The sequence below is a fragment of the Pseudideonella sakaiensis genome (genome assembly GCF_048320135.1).
Classification (GTDB): Bacteria; Pseudomonadota; Gammaproteobacteria; order Burkholderiales; family Burkholderiaceae_C; genus Ideonella_A; species Ideonella_A sakaiensis_A.
Map to the genome: position 1 here is coordinate 1,746,063 of NZ_CP182947.1, position 16,384 is coordinate 1,762,446.

Consider the following 16,384-nt stretch of genomic DNA (forward strand, 5'->3'; position numbering starts at 1 on the left):
GGCTTGAGGCATGCTGACAAATCGGGTCTGAAGCCCCTCCCACAGATGCCTCGGGCCAGGCACATCCGATCGGGTGCTATTTGTAGGAGGGGCTTCAGCCCCGATTGGGACCGAGAAATGCGAAGGAATCGGGGCTGCAGCCCCTCCTACAGATGTCAGGCTTATCCGATAGGGGGCTCTTTGTAGGAGGGGCTTCAGCCCCGATCCGGGCTCCCGGCATGCAGAAAAATCGGGGCTGAAGCGCCTCCTACAGATGCCAGGCTCAACCGACAGGGGGTTTTTTGTGGGAGGGGCTTCAGCCCCGATTCCGGGCTCGCGGCCTGCGGAAAAATCGGGGCTGAAGCCCCTCCTACAAATGGGTTCGGAGGAGTTCATCAGAACTGCGGGTTGAAGCGCTGCTGGATGTGCCGCCGCAAGCCCTGCGCCCATTGCCAGGCCAGCGGCGAAAAACCGGCGTCGAAGCGGACCGCGGCGCGTTCGCCGATGCGCTCGCTGCTGCGCGCCGCGCCGGCGGCGAGCACGACGTCGAGCAGCACGACCGGGTGCAGCGGAGTCAGGTCGGTCTTGTCGGACGGGTCGGTGACGACCTGGCCGCCATGGCGCTCGCTGAGCGCCGCACTCGGCAATTGCAGCACCGCGCCGCCGCTGTCGCGCAGCAGGCTGGCCGGGTGCGCGGTATCGCGCGAGGCGGCAAGCCGCACGCTGACCTCGCCACGCCCGCGTTGCAGGTCGGCCGCGGCCGACTCCGGCACCGCGACGCGGACGATCGTCGCATCGTCGGTCAGCACCTGGCCGATCAGGTTGCCGCGGGCGACATACTGGCCTTGCAGGTCCGAGCTGCGCGGCAGCACCAGACGACCGTCGGCATGGGCCCGCACCGCGAGCGAGCGCTCGCGTTCGATAAGCCGCTCCAGCGCCGCCTGCGCGGCGCTCAGGTCGGCGCGGGCGTCGCCGGCCTTGCCGTCGGCAGAGAGGTTGCCGTCGACCGGCATCGCATCGAACAAAGCCGCCTCGAGTGCGCCGACACGCGCGCTCTGGCGCGCGAGTTCGGCCTGCAGATCCGCATTGCGCAACTGCAGCACGAGCTCGCCGGCACGCACGGTGTCGCCATCGTGCTTGACGATCTCGGTGACGATGCCTTGTTCGTCGGCGCGAAGCTGGGCCTTTTCAGCCGGCCAGACGACACCCTGCACCAGCGTGCGTTGCGGCGCCGGCAGCAGCAGCACTGCGGCCAGCGCGAGGCTGCCGCCGAATGCAAGACCGCGCCAGCGGCCGGCGCCGGCGGTCTGGGCGAGCGCCGCATTGCGCAGCTGGCGCAGGTGGTTGACGACCGGGCGCAGCATCATCTGCCAGCCGAGGATCGCGGCGCAGGCCAGGCCGAGCGCGAGCGAGACGCTGCCGAGCCAAAGCGTCGCGACGGTCGCGATCGTCAGCCCATACAGCCACGACAGCGGTGCATACAGCGCCAGCCAGGTCGTTTCACCGCGCGCGACCGGCATCGTCTCGGCGCCAGGCAGGCGAAGCAGCCGGCGGCGCAGCGTCTGCTGCCACCAGTTGCGGCTGCGCGGCCCGAGGTTGGGCAGTTCGAGCGCATCGGTGAAGATGTAATAGCCGTCGAGGCGCTGCAGCGGGTTGCCGTTGAACAGCAGCGTCGACGCGCCAGCAACAACCAGCGTGACGAAGGCGGCGTCGCGCAGCCAGCCGTCGGCGAGCAGCAGCCACAGCGGCAAGGCAACCGCGGCGAACGACAGCTCGGTGATGATGCCGGCGGCGCTGACGATGATGCGATGCCGGCGTTGTTCGAAGCCGGTCGCTGCCGATGCGTCGACATAAGGCACCGGCATCAGCATCATCAGCGTGACACCGGCCTCGCGCACCTGGCCACCCCAGCGGCGCACCGCCAGGCCGTGCGCGATCTCGTGCGCCAGCTTGATTGGCAGATACAGCAGCAGCGCCAGCAGCGCAAAACGTGGCGTCGCCATCCACTGGCCGGCGTGTGCCCACAGCGTCGGCGCATGCTGCAGGCCGAGCACCAGCAGCATCGCCATCGCGAGCAACCAGAGCGCGAATGCAAGCCGGTTGAACAGCAGCCGGCCGAGCCAGTCGAGCCGCTCGAGCAGCCGCGACGGATTGGCCAGCGGAATGCGCCAGGCAATCAGCGTCTTGCGGCCCTTCGGCTTGCGCAGCGTATCGAGGTGCGGCAGCAGCAGGTCGAAATCGGCGCTGCGGTCGAACTGGATCAGCCCGGCCTCGCGCAGCTGCGCGAGCAGGTCGATCACTTCGTCCTGCGTCGCGACATCGTCGTCGCGTTCGAGCGCGGCATCCCATAAATTCTGTACCGAGCGGCGGCCGTCGAAACGGCCGACCAGCGCATGGGCCGCAGCATTCAATCGCACGCTGCGGCCGCTGATCTGGTCGTCGAGCAGCACCCAGGTCTCGCCGCGGATATGCTGCCGCCGCACCCGCAAGTGCGGGCTCAGCCGCGGCTTCAGCGAAGCGACGCGGTGCCAGCGGGAGCTGTGGACGGTGGTCATGGGTCAGCGAACGGGAATCGGGGCTGAAGCCCCTCCTACAAAAGCCAATCCGTTGGCATGCCCTGTGGGAGCGGCTTCAGCCGCGATTTCTTCCCGGGCCAACAACCCGAATCGGGGCTGAAAGCCCCTCCCACAGAATTTTCGGCGGGCCATCATCCGAAAAAATTCCACCAGGCGAGGCGCATCCTGTCCGCCGCATGGCCGAGCCAGGCCCACAGCGGCGGGCGGCGGCCGACGACGACCTCGGCGCGGCCGAGCAGGCCGGGCCGCAATTCGGCCGGCGGCTCGAGCAGCCGGGCCTCGACCTCGAAGATGTTGCGGCCGTCGACCGCCTTCGCGAGCGGCGCGACACGCGTCACCTCGATCGCATGCTGGTCCCACGGCAGCGACGACAACGCGAGGCTGCCGCCCTGCCCGACCGCGACCCGGCCGATATCAATTTCGTCGATATCGGCGATCACGCGAAAGCTGTCGGTGGTCGCCAGCGTCATCATCTTGTCGCCCTGGCGAACCGGTGCGCCGATCGACTGGCTGAGGTCGCCGTCGATCACCATCGCGTCGAACGGCGCAGTGATGCGGCCGCGCGTCAGCTGTTCGCCGATCAGCGCGAGTTGCGCCTGCGCCTCGGCGATTCGCGCCATGCTGGTCGCCGCGCCGACGCGGTCGGAACGCGCCATCGACGAGGCATAGGCGTTTTCATGTTGTGCGAGTTGGCTCGACCAGCGTTCCTGCTCGAGCCGCAGGTCCTGCTCGAGCAGGTCGATCAGCGGCGCGCCGGCCTTGACGCGGTCGCCGGGCCGTACATGGGCGGTCTTCACGAAGCCGTCGGTTGGCGCGGAAAGCAGCCGTTGTTCTGCGCCTTCGATGCGGGCGCGCCCGCCGACCTCGAACTGCAGCGGCGCCAGCGCCAGAAACGCCAGCAGCACCGCGCCGGCGCCGAGCAGCCGCCGCGTCGTGCGTTTGCCCGGCTGGCGCAGAGCCTGGCAGCCGGCCAGCAGTTCGCGCCACGCGCGGCGGAACCAGCGCTGCGTGCCCTGCTGCATCCAGCGCATTGCCGGTGCGGTCAGCATCAGCGTGCGTTCGAGCCGGGCGAATTCGGCGGCGTCGAAACCGGCGTCGCCGTCGCGCTCGAGGCAGACGACCGCGAGCACCTGGCCGTCGATGCCGAGCGGCAGGCACAGCACCGCGCCGCCGACCAGCCGCTGCAGCGCCTGGTGTTCGATGCGGATGTGGTCGGCGATGCGGCCGTCGGCGCCGACGACCGGCGGCAGCGCGACGCTGCAGCGCTGGTCGAGCGCCTCGTTCATCGCGCCGAGCAGGCGTTGTGGCAGTTCGGCCTGCGGATTGCCGAGGTCGAGGTTGCTGCTGGCGAGCAGCCGGGTGCGGCCGTTCTCGTGCAAGGCAATCGACGCGCGGCGGATACTCGGCTCGCTGGCCAGCGCAGCGACCAGCGCATGGGCGCCGGCTTCGAGCGTGCTGGCGGCGAGCAGCCGGGCATACAGGCCAAGCGCGGCGGCAGCGCCGTTGTCGGCTGGCGCGGGCGGCATCGCAGCAACCGGCGGCGGCGCGGTGAAGCTGACCAGCGGCGAGACCAGCCGGCCGGCGGCGGGATCCGCTTCGGCCAGTGCCTGCGGCGCGCGCTCACCCATGACGGGCGGGCCGGCGGCGGCGGCGCGGAAGTTGGCGGCTGGCGATCGACATCATCGGTACGGGCCGGAACGGCAGGTTCGGAAAATCGGGGCAGCGCGGCGCCGGCGCGCGACATTCCGCCGCCCGACCCGCGATCTGCGCTTGTTGCGATCTTCAGGCCGCGGCGGCCCGCCCGGTCCGTCGAGGAAGGCGGCAAATCGCCGCCAGTTCAACCGGTAGGAGGCCGGCGCTTACCTGACCACTTCGACCGCCGCGTCGAACAGGTAGCCGGCGCCGCGTTCGGTGCGGATGAAGCGAGGGTGTGCCGGGTCGGCCTCGATCTTGCGGCGCAGGCGCAGGATCTGCACGTCGATCGAGCGGTCGTAGACCTCGGCGTTGTGCAGCCGTGACAGCTCGAGCAGCTGGTCTCGCGACAGGATGCGTTGCGGCGACGAGACAAAGGCCGCGAGCAGGCTGAATTCGCCATTCGTCAGGTCGACGCTGGCGCCGTCGGCCGATTTCAGCTTGCGCAGGCCGACATTCAATTCCCAGCCACCGAAGCGGTAGGCGCGCACTTTCGCGATTGCATCGGCAACCGTCGCCTGCGCGCGCGCCCTGCGCAGCAGCGCGCGGATGCGCGCCAGCAGTTCGCGCGGGCTGAACGGCTTGGTCAAATAATCATCGGCGCCGAGTTCGAGGCCCATCACGCGGTCGGCCTCCTCGGCCAGCCCGGTCAGCATCAGGATCGGAATCGTCGACGATTCGCGCAGCCGGCGGGCGATCTGCATGCCGTCCTCGCCGTTCAGCCGCAGGTCGAGCACCAGCAGGTCGATCGTCTCGCGCGCCATCACCGCGGCCAGTTCACGGCCGCTGGCCACCGTCGTGACACGCAGCTCGTTGCTGCCGAGGTAGTCGCTGACCAGCTGGCGGATCGCCGGGTCGTCGTCGAGCGCAAGGATGTGCGGCTGCAGCGTCGGGTCGGCGGACATCGGTTCTCCAGGCAGGGTGGCGGCCCACGGCGCACCGCGGACCGGCGCACCACTGCCCGGATGATGATCGAAGCGCGCGCTGGCCGCCACCTTGTCAGCTCCAGCGGTGAAGTTCATGCCTGGCCCAGACCTGCCAGATCGGCATGTTGACCGCCTGTTCGACGTCGGTACGGGTCAGCCCGATGTCCTTCAGCATGCGGTCGTCGAGCGTCAGCAGTTCGCGGCGCATCCGGCCGTGGTAACGCCAGCGCTGCAATGCGATGAACAGCCGGGTCAGCAGCGACTGCGACAGCGCCTCGTTGCGGCCGGCTGCGAGCAGCGTCGGCAGCGGTGTCGGGTGGCAGAGTTGGTTCGCTTGGGTCATCGTCGGCCTCACTGGATCGGATCGAGGCCTTCAGTTGACGGCGGGCGCATTGCAAGCGGATGTCGCTGCGCCGCCATTCCGGTTTCGTCTGTAACGCGGCCCAATCACGACGACCAGCCGCCGCCAAGCGCGCGGATCAGCCCGGCCGTTGCCAGCGCCCGCTCGCGCTCGACCGCCAGTGCCGCGCGCTGCGACGCCAGCACGGTGCGTTCGGCGTCGATCTGCTCGAGCTGGCTGACCATGCCGTTGCGGTAGCGGCTGGCCGACAGCTGCGCTGCGCGGCGCGCCGATTCGACCGCGCTGGCCTGCTGCGCGGCCTGCTCGGCAAGCAGCCGCAGCGCGGCCAGCTGGTCCTCGACCTCGCGCAGCGCCTGCAGCACCGTCTGCCGGTAGCCGGCAGCCGCCTCGTCGTGGGCGGCAATCGCCGCCGCATGCTGGGCGCGGTTGCGGCCGCCGTCGAAGATCGGCAGGCTCAGCGCCAGCGGGCCGAGCGCCCAGCTGCGGCTGTTCCAGCGCAGCAGGTCGCCGGCCTCGCCGGCGTCGAAGCCGAAGCCGGCGCCGAGCGTGACCCGCGGGAAAAAGGCCGCCCGCGCGGCGCCGATGCGGGCATTGGCGGCCGCGACGGCGCGCGCGGCGGCCGCGATGTCGGGCCGGCGCTCGAGCAGCGTCGACGGCAGCCCGGCCGGAATAGAAATGGGCGCAAACTGCAACGGTGCGGCTGCCAGCGTCAGCTGCGCCGGCGCCTTGCCGAGCAGCACCGCCAACGCATGTTCGAGTTCGGCGCGGCGGCGCGTCACCGCGATCGCGTCGGCACGCGCGATCGCCAATTCGGTGCGCGCCCGCGCGACGTCGACCTCGCTGGTTTCGCCGGCACGAAAGCGCCGCTCAACCAGTGTCAGTTCGTCCTGCCGCAGTGCGGCGGCGCGCTCGAGCAGCGCCGCCTCGGCATCGAGCGAGCGGATCGCGAAATGCAATTGCACGACGTCGGCCTGCAGCACCAGCAACTGCGATTGCAGCAGCGCCTCGGCCTGGCCAGCGTCGGCCTCGGCCGCGGCGATCGTTGCGGCGACGCGGCCGAACAGGTCGATCTCCCAGCTGGCGCCAAGCCCGGCATGCAGCGCCGTCCGCGGCGCCGGATCGGCGCTGGCCGGCAGGCCGAGCGCCTGCGGCGATGGGCGGTGGCGCGACGCCGCAGCACCGGCATCGAGCTGCGGCGCGCGTTCTGCCTCGCTGGCGCCGAGCAGCGCGCGGGCCCGTGCCAACCGCGCATGCGCGGCCTGCAGCGAGGCATTGGCGCGTGTTGCCTCGTCGACCAGCGCGTCGAGCTGCGGGTCGCCGAAAACTTTCCACCAGGCGCCGCGCGGCAGGGTCTCGGCTGGTTCGGCCGGTTTCCAGGCGGCCGCGAACTGCGGCGGGATCGCTTGCTTGAATGCAGCCGGCAACGGCACAACCTGCGGCGAGCGGTGTGGCGGCGGCACCGCGCAGCCGGCCAATGCGGCGGTCAGCGCCAGCGAGATACCGGCGGCGCGCCAGCGAACAAGGTGGGCGTTCATCGTTGCGGCTCCGGTTGGCCGGCGGGCTGCGGATCGGGCAGCAGCGGCACGGCCGGCCCGCGCTGCAGGCGCTGCGCCAGCGTGCGCAGCAGGACATAGAACAGCGGCGTCAGCAGCAGGCCGAACAGCGTCACGCCGAGCATGCCGCTGAACACCGCGATGCCGATCGCGCGCCGCATCTCGGCGCCGGCGCCGCTGGCCAGCACCAGCGGCACGACACCCATGATGAAGGCGAACGAGGTCATCAGGATCGGCCGCAGGCGCAGCCGGCTGGCCTCGATCGCCGCCTGCGCGATGCTGCGGCCGCGGCGCTCGAGCTCGAGCGCAAACTCGACGATCAGGATCGAATTCTTCGCCGCCAGGCCGACCAGCACCACGAGCGAAATCTGCGTGAAGATGTTGTTGTCGCCGCCGGCCAGCCAGACGCCGGTGATCGCCGACAACAAGGCCATCGGCACGATCAGGATCACCGCCAGCGGCAGCGTCCAGCTTTCGTACAGCGCGGCGAGCACGAGGAAAACCAGCAGCACCGCGAGCGGAAAGACCAGCCAGCCGCTGTCGCCGGCGAGTTGTTCCTGGTAGGTCAGCTCGGTCCATTCCCAGGCAACGCCCTTCGGCAGCGTCTCGGCGGCGATGCGTTCGACCGCGGCCCGCGCCTGGCCGCTGCTGACGCCGGGCGCCGGCCCGCCATTGATATCGGCCGACGTGTGGTTGTTGTAGCGGGTGACGCGGTCCGGGCCGAAACTCGGCTCGACGCGCAGCAGCGCGGCCAGCGGCACCATCTCGCCACGCGAATTGCGGGTGCGCAGCCGCAGCACGTCTTCGGCATCGCTGCGGAACGGCGCATCTGCCTGCACCTTGACCTGGTAGGTGCGGCCGAAGCGGTTGAAATCATTGACATACAGCGAGCCGAGGTAGATCTGCATCGTCTCGAAGACATCGCTGACCGGCACGCCGAGCTGGCGCGCCTTCACGCGATCGACATCGGCAAACAGCTGCGGCACGTTGATCTGGTAGCTGGAGAACACGCCGGCCAGCTCGGGCGTCGCCCAGGCCTTGTTCAGGAAGGCCTGGCGCGCCTCGTACAACGCCTCGTAGCCGAGCGCGCCGCGGTCCTCGAGCTGCAGCTTGAAGCCGCCGATCGTGCCGAGGCCGAGCACCGGCGGCGGCGGGAAGACCGCGACGAAGGCCTCCTCGATCGCCATCATCTCCCCGTTCAGCGCCTGCGCAATCGCGTCGCCGCTGAGCGCCGGCTTGCCGCGCTTGTCGAACGGGTCGAGCGTGATGAAGACGACCGCGGCATTGCTGCTGTTCGTGAAGCCGTTGATCGACAGGCCGGGGAAAGCCACCGCCGATTCGACACCAGGCTGCGCCATCGCGATCGTCGACATCGCCCGCACGACCGACTCGGTGCGGTCGAGCGATGCGCCGTCGGGCAGCTGCGCCATCGCAACCAGGTACTGCTTGTCCTGCGCCGGGATGAAACCTTTCGGCACGGTCTGGAAGCCGGCCCAGGTCAGCGCTGCCAGTGCGCCGTACAACGCAACGATCACCAGCTTGCGGCCGAGCACGAAGCCGACGGTCGTCCCATAAACCGCGCCGGCGCGGGCGAAGCCGCGGTTGAAGCGGCGGAAGAACCAGCCGAACAGCGTATCGATGATGCGGCTCAGGCGGTCCTTCGGAGCGTCGTGGCCACGCAGCAGCAGCGCTGCCAGCGCCGGCGACAGCGTCAGCGAATTGAAGGCCGAGATCACCGTCGAGATCGAGATCGTCAATGCAAACTGGCGGTAGAACTCGCCGGTCAGCCCGGGCACGAAGGCCATCGGCACGAAGACCGCGACCAGCACCAACGCGATCGCGACGATCGGCCCGCTGACCTCGCGCATCGCCTGGTAGCTGGCGTCACGCGGCGACAACCCGGCGGCGATGTTGCGCTCGACGTTCTCGACGACGACGATTGCATCGTCGACGACGATACCGATCGCCAGCACCAGCCCGAACAGGCTCAGCGCATTGATCGAGAAGCCGAAGGCGAGCATCAGCGCGAAGGTGCCGACGATCGACACCGGCACCGCGAGCAGCGGGATGATCGACGCCCGCCAGCTCTGCAGGAAAACGATCACCACCAGCACGACCAGCGCCAGCGCCTCGAGCAGCGTCTTCACGACCGACTCGATCGATGCGCGGACAAACCGCGTCGTGTCGTAGACGATCGCATGGCTGACGCCGGCCGGCATGTCGGCGCGCAATTCCTCCATCAGCCGGTGCACCTCGTTGGCGACGGCGATCGCATTCGAGCCGGGCGCCTGGAAGATGCCGATTGCGACCGCCGGCTTGTTGTCGAGCAGGCTGCGCAGCGAATACTGGCTGGCGCCGAGTTCGATCCGTGCTACGTCCGCCAGCCGGGTGACGGCACCGCCGGCAGTCTGGCGGATCACGATCTCGGCAAATTCCTGCTCGGTCGCGAGCCGGCCTTTTGCATGGATCGCGAGTTCGAGGTCGGTGCCGGCACGCGCCGGCGCCCCACCGACAACGCCGCCGGCGGCATTCGCGTTCTGCTCGCGGATCGCATGGACGACGTCGCTGGCGGTCAGGCCGCGCGCGGCGACCTTGTCCGGATCGAGCCAGATCCGCATCGCATAGTCGCCGGCGCCCCAGGTCTCGACCTGGCCGACGCCGTCGATGCGCGCCAGCCTGTCCTTCACATGCAGCGCGGCATAGTTGCGAAGGTAGGTCATGTCGTAGCGCTCGTCGGGCGAGGTCAGGTGCACGACCAGCGTCAGGTCCGACGAACTCTTGGTCGTCGTCACGCCGAGCCGGCGCACCTCCTCCGGCAGCCGCGGCTGCGCCTGCGCAACCCGGTTCTGCACCAGCTGCTGCGCGCGGTCCGGGTCGGTGCCGAGCCTGAAGGTCACCGTCAGCGTCATCACGCCGTCGAGCGTCGCCTGCGACGCCATGTACAACATGTCGTCGACGCCGTTGATCGCCTCCTCGAGCGGCAGCGCGACCGATTCGGCGATCACCTTCGGGTTCGCGCCCGGATAGACCGCGCGCACGACGACCGCCGGCGGCACGACTTCCGGATATTCGGAAACCGGCATCTTCCAGATCGAGATCGCGCCGGCGAGAAAGATCAGGATCGACAACACCGCCGCGAGGATCGGGCGGTCGACAAAAAGGCGTGCAAAGCGCATGGTCAGTCCCCGGTCGCGGAATCAGGACGCCCGTCGGCCAGGCCGGGCCATCGCGAGGCGCACCGTCGCATTGGCGCGGGCGTCCATCGGCGTCGTCGTCGGCGCGACCAGCACGCCGGGACGAACCCGCTGCACGCCGTTGACGACGATGGTTTCGCCGGCCTTCAGGCCGCTGCGGACGACGCGCAGGCCGTCGACCAGCGGGCCGAGCGTGACCTCGCGGTAGGCAACGCGCTGCTGCGCATCGACGACCCAGACGAATTTCTTCGACTGGTCGGTGCCGACCGCGCGCTCGTCGATCAGCAGCGCGTTGCGCTCGCCGCCCGCAGCCAGCCGGATCCGCGCGAACATGCCTGGCGTCAGCCGGCCGTCGCGGTTGTCGAACAGCGCGCGCATGCGGATCGTGCCGCTCGACGGATCGATCGCGTTGTCGACGAAGTCGATCCGCCCTTCGCGCGGAAAGCCGTCCTCGTTGGCCAGCGCCATCCGCACCGGCAGCCCCGGCATGCCGCCGGCCCGCGAAGCCGCCAACGCCTTCAGATACGTCTGCTCATCGGCCTCGAAACTCGCATGGACCGACGCGGTCGAGACAATCGTCGTCAGCGGCGCGCTGCCGGCGCCGGCGGCGACCAGGTTGCCGGCGGTCAGCTCGGCGCGGCCGACGCGGCCGGCGATCGGCGCGGTGATGCGGGTATGCGCGAGGTCGAGGCGGGCGATCTCGACCGCCGCCTCGGCAGCCCGGACGGCCGCCTGCGCATCGTCACGGGCATTCTGCCGCTGCTCGAATTCACGACGCGAGATCGCCTGGTCGGCGAGCAGGCTGGCCGCGCGCGCCAGTTCGGTGTCGGTCAGCGCCAAGCGCGAACGGGCAGCGACCAGCGCCGCCTCGGCGCGAGCCATCTCGGCGGCAAATGGCCGCGCATCGATCGTGAACAGCGTCGCGCCTTTGTCGACCAGCGCGCCGGCCTTGAAATTGACCGATTCGATGTGGCCGGAAACGCGGGCGCGCACCTCGACGCGCTCGACCGCCTCGAGCCGGCCTGAAAACTCATCCCATTCAATGACGGGCCGCGACAGCACCGCGGCAACGGTGACCGGTGTCGCCGGCGGCACAGCGGGCACGGCCTGCGGTGCCGATGCCTGCGCCGGCGTCTGCAGATGGAACCAGCCGGCCAGCGTCGCGAGGCCGGCAACGGCGACAACAAGCGCGATGCCGGTGCGGCGCAACCGCGGCGGCGTGCGGGTCGGTGTGATCTTCATCATGGTGTCGAACGCGAAGCGGCAGCAGTGCCGGGAGCCGCGATCGTCGGCCGCAGGCCTTGCAAATCGATTGCAAGCGCCGGCGACGTCGTTTCAGTTGAAACGCTGCTGCAGCGGGCCGATCACGCGCCGCATCGGCAGCGCCGACGGAAGCTTCGGTGCGGATCTGAGAAAATCATTGCCATGTTGAAACTCACCGCGAGCCAGGAAGCCGAAATCTCCAGCAGGCTGCTCAAACACTGGCATCAGGCGGTTCCGAACGATCGGATGGCGCACCTCGTGAAGGACGTCGCACGGAGTTTTCTCCGCTCGTTGCAGGTGCGTCTGGCGGCTCACGACGTCACGCTCGGCCACTGGACATTTCTGCGCATCCTCTGGGAGCGCGACGGCCTGACGCAGCGCGAACTCAGCAACGAAGCCGGCGTGATGGAGCCGACCACGCTGATCGCATTGCGCGGCATGGAATCCCTCGGCTACATCACGCGCGAGCGCATGGCCGGCAACCGGAAGAACCTCTACGTCTTCCTGACTCCGGCGGGCAAGGCGCTGAAGAAGAAGCTCGTGCCGCTGGCCGAGGAAGTCAATGCCGTTGCAATGAAAGGGCTCGAGGCGAGCGACATCGCGGCGGTGCGGCGCAGCCTCTTGGTGATGCTCGACAACCTGGCGGGCGACACCGCCACGCGCGACGGCGCCGCCGAGGCCGAAGCGCTTTAGCAGGCCGGCAGATCAGGCCAGCACGCGCATCGAGAGATCGACCGCGCGCACGTCCTTCGTCAGCTTGCCGATCGAGATGCGGTCGATGCCGGTGGCCGCGATCTCGCGCACCTTCTGCAGGTCGACGCCGCCGGACACCTCGAGCAGCGCCCGGCCGTTGTTCAGCGCCACCGCCTGCTTCATCTGTTCGAGAGTGAAGTCGTCGATCAACACGTTGCCGGCGCCGCCGTCGAGCGCCTGCGCCAGTTCATCGAGCGTCTCGACCTCGATCTGGATGTCGATGCCGGCGTCGAGCCCTCTTGCCGCTTCGAGTGCCGCGCGGATGCTGCCGGCAGCGGCAATGTGGTTTTCCTTGATCAGGATGCCGTCCCACAACGCCATCCGGTGGTTGTGCCCGCCGCCGATGCGCACTGCGTATTTCTGCGCCTGGCGCAATCCCGGCAAGGTCTTGCGGGTGTCGAGCACCCGGCAGCCACGCGGATTCGGCGACACGCCGGCGATCGCATCGACGTAGCTTCGCGTCACGGTCGCCACACCCGAGAGCATCTGCAGGAAGTTCAATGCCGGCCGTTCCGCGCTGAGCAGCGCCCGCGCGTTCGCCTCAATGCGGCAGACCTCGCTGCCGGCCTCGACCGCGTCGCCGTCGGAAGCAAGCCACGACACGCGCGCAGCCGGATCGAGCGTCTCGACGCACCGATCGAACCACTGCCGCCCGCAGACGACCGCCGCCTCCTTCGCGATCACGTGCGCCTGCACGCGGCGGTCGGCCGGTACCAGCTGCGCGGTCCAGTCGCCGCGCCCGATATCTTCCATCAGCGCGTCGCGCACATTGCGCTGCAGCGCGAGTTCGAGGCTTTCGTTGTGTTCGAAGTTCATCGTCATTCATCCGCTCGAAGGGCGGTCATTTGAGCAACAAGGCGAGCGCTTGCGCGACGCCGGCATGGACAGCCGAGCTGCGGCCAAGCATACCGCGCGTGCGGCGCGGCACCGCCGTGCCATCCGCCGCTGCATCAGCCGCCGATCGGCAACGCGATGTCGCGCCGTTCGGCCGCCGATCTCAGCAACGCCAGGCAAACCTCGAGGGTCGAGCGCGCCCAGCGGCCGTCGTGCTGTGCAGGCTTGCCGCCGAGCACCGCCGCATGCAGTTCGTCGACCACCTCGTAGCGTGGCACCGCCGGTGCGGGCAGGCGAACCAGTTCCTGCCGGGCGTTGCGGTAGATCTGCACGCCGTCCGGCAGCGGCCGCAGATCGGCGTACTCGCACGACACGATGACCGGACCGAAATGCTGGTGGTGCGGCGGATTCTGCAGCGCCGCGGGGTTGTAGGCCGGGCCGCCATAGGTGCGCGCGGCTTTCAGGCGCGCTTCCTCGGCCGGGTCGTGCAGTTCGGTCAGGCGCCTGCGGGCCAAGCCGTAGTCGGCCGGGTTCTTGTCGGTGCCCAGTTCGCCGACCCAGCCGCACCACTCGTCCGAATCGAAGCGCCCGTAGCCGCTGTAGGTGATGCTCGCGAAGGCGCCGCCTTCGAACCACAGCAGCGCCGTGTAGGCACCTTCGGTCGGCCGGTCCGGGTCCCAGGCGCCGGTCACTGCGCGCACGCTGGTGACCGGGCTGCCGGCGAGCATGCGGACGATGTCGACCTGGTGCGCGGCCTGGCTGAACACGACACCGCCGCCGGCCTCGGTCTGCAACTCCTCGGGGCGGCGCGGGCGGTACAGGAAATCGGTGTAGTTGGTGGCCTGGATCATCCGCACGCGACCGAGCTCGCCGCCGTCGATGATCTGCCGTGCCCTGGCATAGGGCGCGTCGAAGCTGTGGCAGTGCCCGACGATCAACTGCACGCCTGCCGCGTCGCAATCGGCGATCATCGCGTCGCATTCGGCCAGCGTGATCGCCATCGGCTTTTCGACCAGCACATGTTTGCCGTGGGCGGCAGCAATCCGCGTGTGCTGCGCATGAAACTGGTGCGGGCTCGCGACATAGATCGCCTCGACCGATGCGTCCCGCGCCAGTGCGTCGACATCCTGATAGACAGGAGCGTCGAAATCGCGCGCAAATTGCGCCCGGGCGCCGTCGCGCGGGTCGCAGGCCGCGACCAGCCGGATCCGCGGATCCTGCATGAAGGTCGGCAGCATCAATGTGAACGCGCGACCAAGGCCGGCGACGCCGAGCCGGATCGGACGCCCGGCGTTCACAGGTCGAGCACCAGTTCGGGTGATTTCGCGCGCGATACGCAGATCATGATCTGGTCGGCCATTTCCTCCGGCATCAGCACCATGTCGCGATGATCGGCCTCGCCGTCGAGCAGCTTGGTCCGGCAGGTGCCGCAAGTGCCGCTCTCGCACGACGACGGCGCATTGCAGCCATGCTCGCGCAGCGCCGCCAGAATCGACTTGCCGACCGGCACCTCGAACCGTCGGTTCGAGCGCGCGAGGCGAACCTCGAACGGACGATCGTCGGGCTTCGCCGCGCCGCCCTCGGCAAAACTCTCGAAGTGCACATTGCCGGGCGACCAGTGACCGACCATGTCGCGCACCGACTCCATCAGGCCGCGCGGCCCGCAGCAGTAGATGTGCCCGGAATTGGGCTTCTCGAGTGCCGGCCACAGGTCGAACGAATTGGCCGGGTCGCCGTGGTCGTGGTGGATCTTCACGTTGCGGCGCAGCTCCGGAGCCGACAGTTCGTCGAGGAAGGCGGTGGTCTCCGGCGATCGCGTCAGGTAGTAGAGCTTCCACGGCGCCGGTGGCAGCTCGCCGAACGAACGGATCATCGACAGGATCGGCGTGATGCCGATGCCCCCTGCGATGAAGATCGACGCGCGCGCGTTTTCCGCCATCGGGAACGCGTTGTCCGGCAGCGAGGTCGGCAAGGTGTCGCCCTCGTGCGCGTCGTCGTGCATGCTGACCGAGCCGCCCTGGCCGTGGTCGTCGCGCTTGACGGCGATCACATAGCGGTGCCGCTCGGCCGGGTCGTTGCACAGCGAGTACTTGCGTATCGCCCCGTTCGGCGCCTGCACCTTGACATGCGAGCCCGGCGTGAAGGGCGGCAGCTCGGTGCCGTCGGGCAGCACCAGCTCGAAGCTGCGGATGCCCTCGGCGACGTCGTACGCGCGGGCGATGCGCAGCGGCATCTGCGTATCGGCGTGCGTCTGCGGATCCATCTCTGGCGCCATCACTGCGGCTTCAGATTCGCGTGCCGTGCCGCAGCGGTGATGCGCTTGGCTTCTTCCTGCAGCGCCTTCGACAGCTGCTCCGGCGTGCCGCCGATCGGGTCGACACCAGCCATCTGCAGCTGCTGCGCGACATCGGGCTGGCGGACGATCCGCGCGATCTCGCTGCTGATCTTGTCGATCGCCTCGCGCGGCGTGCCTGCTCGCGCGATCACCGGCAGCGTGAATGCGAAATCGAAGCCGGGCAGCTTTTCGCCGAGCGTCGGCACATCGGGTGCGAGCGGCGAGCGCTTGGCCGAGTTGACGGCCAGCAGCTTGGCCTGGCCACTCTTCACGAAACCCATCAGCGACGGCGGCGAGGCAAAGACCATGTCGACCTGGGCGCCGATCATCGCCGGCACCGATACGCCCGATCCCTTGAACGGAATGTGCGCGACATCGACGCCGAAGCCCGCCTTCATCGCCTCGGCGGTCAGGTGGTGGATGCTGCCATTGCCTGCCGATCCATAGTTCAGCGTGCCGGGCTTGGCCTTCGCCAGCGCAATCAGCTCGTCGAGCGTGTTTGCCTTCACATTGGCATTGACGGCGAGGAACAGCGGCGCGGTGCCGATCAGCGAGACCGGAGCGAAATCCTTCTCGGGGTCGTAGGGCAGCTTGGTGAGCAGCACCGGTGCGATCGCGAGCGACGCACCGTCCGAGATCAAAAAGGTATAGCCGTCGGCCGGCGCCTGCACCAGCGCCGCCGCCGCGATCGAACCATTGGCGCCGGCCTTGTTGTCGATGACGAACGGCTGGCCGGTTGCGGCCTGCAGGTTCGCGCCAAGCAGGCGTGCGACGGTATCGGGCAGGCCGCCGGGCGAAAACGGCACGATGAACTTGACCGGCTTCGACGGGTAGGTCTGCGCCTGCAGCGGACCGGTCAGCGACAGCGCAACGGCCAGTGTGGCGAGCTTGATGAAGGTGATGCGTTTCAAGGTTGTC

General features: G+C 69.1%; 12 protein-coding genes. 1 reads left to right on the plus strand and 11 read right to left on the minus strand.

Translation table 11 applies throughout. From position 1 onward, the window contains the following. Positions 1-374: 374 nt before the first annotated feature. From ACNH6H_RS07705 to ACNH6H_RS07735, 7 genes are all read right to left on the minus strand, one after another. A complete protein-coding gene (locus ACNH6H_RS07705; protein ID WP_418316908.1) occupies positions 375-2,534 on the minus strand; it encodes a PqqD family peptide modification chaperone in 2,160 nt (719 codons plus the stop codon). A 152-nt stretch (positions 2,535-2,686) separates the two neighbouring features. After that, the gene (locus ACNH6H_RS07710; protein ID WP_418316909.1) at positions 2,687-4,183 is read right to left on the minus strand and encodes an efflux RND transporter periplasmic adaptor subunit; all 1,497 of its coding nucleotides are present in this window, start codon (positions 4,181-4,183) and stop codon (positions 2,687-2,689) included. 231 nt (positions 4,184-4,414) lie between these two features. Beyond that, the gene (locus ACNH6H_RS07715) at positions 4,415-5,152 is read right to left on the minus strand and encodes a response regulator (RefSeq protein ID WP_418316910.1); all 738 of its coding nucleotides are present in this window, start codon (positions 5,150-5,152) and stop codon (positions 4,415-4,417) included. A gap of 94 nt (positions 5,153-5,246) precedes the next feature. Continuing rightward, complete coding sequence (locus ACNH6H_RS07720; RefSeq protein ID WP_418316911.1) at positions 5,247-5,516, minus strand: DUF1127 domain-containing protein; 270 nt, start codon at positions 5,514-5,516, stop codon at positions 5,247-5,249. Between the two features lie 104 nt (positions 5,517-5,620). Continuing rightward, positions 5,621-7,069 (minus strand): efflux transporter outer membrane subunit, encoded by a 1,449-nt coding sequence (locus ACNH6H_RS07725; RefSeq protein ID WP_418316912.1) that lies wholly within the window; start codon positions 7,067-7,069, stop codon positions 5,621-5,623. After that, positions 7,066-10,263, minus strand: coding sequence for an efflux RND transporter permease subunit (locus ACNH6H_RS07730; protein WP_418316913.1), 3,198 nt, complete (start codon positions 10,261-10,263; stop codon positions 7,066-7,068). The genes ACNH6H_RS07725 and ACNH6H_RS07730 overlap by 4 nt, the downstream gene beginning before the upstream one ends. 21 nt (positions 10,264-10,284) lie before the next feature. Further along, entirely contained in the window at positions 10,285-11,526 is a 1,242-nt protein-coding gene (locus ACNH6H_RS07735) for an efflux RND transporter periplasmic adaptor subunit (RefSeq protein ID WP_418316914.1), read from the minus strand. A 180-nt stretch (positions 11,527-11,706) separates the two neighbouring features. Here ACNH6H_RS07735 and ACNH6H_RS07740 point away from each other — a divergent pair, with 180 nt between their 5' ends. Continuing rightward, on the plus strand, positions 11,707-12,237 hold the full coding sequence (locus tag ACNH6H_RS07740; protein WP_418321266.1) for a MarR family winged helix-turn-helix transcriptional regulator: 531 nt from the start codon (positions 11,707-11,709) through the stop codon (positions 12,235-12,237). Between the two features lie 12 nt (positions 12,238-12,249). Here ACNH6H_RS07740 and nadC read toward each other — a convergent pair whose 3' ends face one another. The 4 genes from nadC to ACNH6H_RS07760 all read right to left on the minus strand — a co-directional run bounded on the left by nadC (position 12,250) and on the right by ACNH6H_RS07760 (position 16,377). Further along, entirely contained in the window at positions 12,250-13,113 is an 864-nt protein-coding gene (gene nadC, locus ACNH6H_RS07745) for a carboxylating nicotinate-nucleotide diphosphorylase (RefSeq protein ID WP_418316915.1), read from the minus strand. A gap of 134 nt (positions 13,114-13,247) precedes the next feature. Next, on the minus strand, positions 13,248-14,429 hold the full coding sequence (locus ACNH6H_RS07750; RefSeq protein ID WP_418316916.1) for a Gfo/Idh/MocA family protein: 1,182 nt from the start codon (positions 14,427-14,429) through the stop codon (positions 13,248-13,250). Further along, a complete protein-coding gene (locus ACNH6H_RS07755) occupies positions 14,426-15,406 on the minus strand; it encodes a PDR/VanB family oxidoreductase (protein ID WP_418316917.1) in 981 nt (326 codons plus the stop codon). The genes ACNH6H_RS07750 and ACNH6H_RS07755 overlap by 4 nt, the downstream gene beginning before the upstream one ends. Continuing rightward, positions 15,406-16,377, minus strand: a complete 972-nt coding sequence (locus ACNH6H_RS07760) for a Bug family tripartite tricarboxylate transporter substrate binding protein (RefSeq protein WP_418316918.1) — start codon at positions 16,375-16,377, stop codon at positions 15,406-15,408. The genes ACNH6H_RS07755 and ACNH6H_RS07760 overlap by 1 nt, the downstream gene beginning before the upstream one ends. Between the last annotated feature and the right edge of the window lie 7 nt (positions 16,378-16,384).

Bases quoted from the DNA above. Each gene is read 5' to 3' on its own strand.
- ACNH6H_RS07710 (WP_418316909.1), bottom strand. From the start codon at position 4,183: ATGGGTGAGCGCGCGCCGCAGGCACTGGCCGAAGCGGATCCCGCCGCC.
- ACNH6H_RS07730 (WP_418316913.1), bottom strand. From the start codon at position 10,263: ATGCGCTTTGCACGCCTTTTTGTCGACCGCCCGATCCTCGCGGCGGTG.
- ACNH6H_RS07740 (WP_418321266.1), top strand. From the start codon at position 11,707: ATGTTGAAACTCACCGCGAGCCAGGAAGCCGAAATCTCCAGCAGGCTG.
- ACNH6H_RS07705 (WP_418316908.1), bottom strand. From the start codon at position 2,534: ATGACCACCGTCCACAGCTCCCGCTGGCACCGCGTCGCTTCGCTGAAG.
- nadC (WP_418316915.1), bottom strand. From the start codon at position 13,113: ATGAACTTCGAACACAACGAAAGCCTCGAACTCGCGCTGCAGCGCAAT.
- ACNH6H_RS07755 (WP_418316917.1), bottom strand. From the start codon at position 15,406: ATGGCGCCAGAGATGGATCCGCAGACGCACGCCGATACGCAGATGCCG.
- ACNH6H_RS07720 (WP_418316911.1), bottom strand. From the start codon at position 5,516: ATGACCCAAGCGAACCAACTCTGCCACCCGACACCGCTGCCGACGCTG.
- ACNH6H_RS07735 (WP_418316914.1), bottom strand. From the start codon at position 11,526: ATGATGAAGATCACACCGACCCGCACGCCGCCGCGGTTGCGCCGCACC.
- ACNH6H_RS07715 (WP_418316910.1), bottom strand. From the start codon at position 5,152: ATGTCCGCCGACCCGACGCTGCAGCCGCACATCCTTGCGCTCGACGAC.
- ACNH6H_RS07725 (WP_418316912.1), bottom strand. From the start codon at position 7,069: ATGAACGCCCACCTTGTTCGCTGGCGCGCCGCCGGTATCTCGCTGGCG.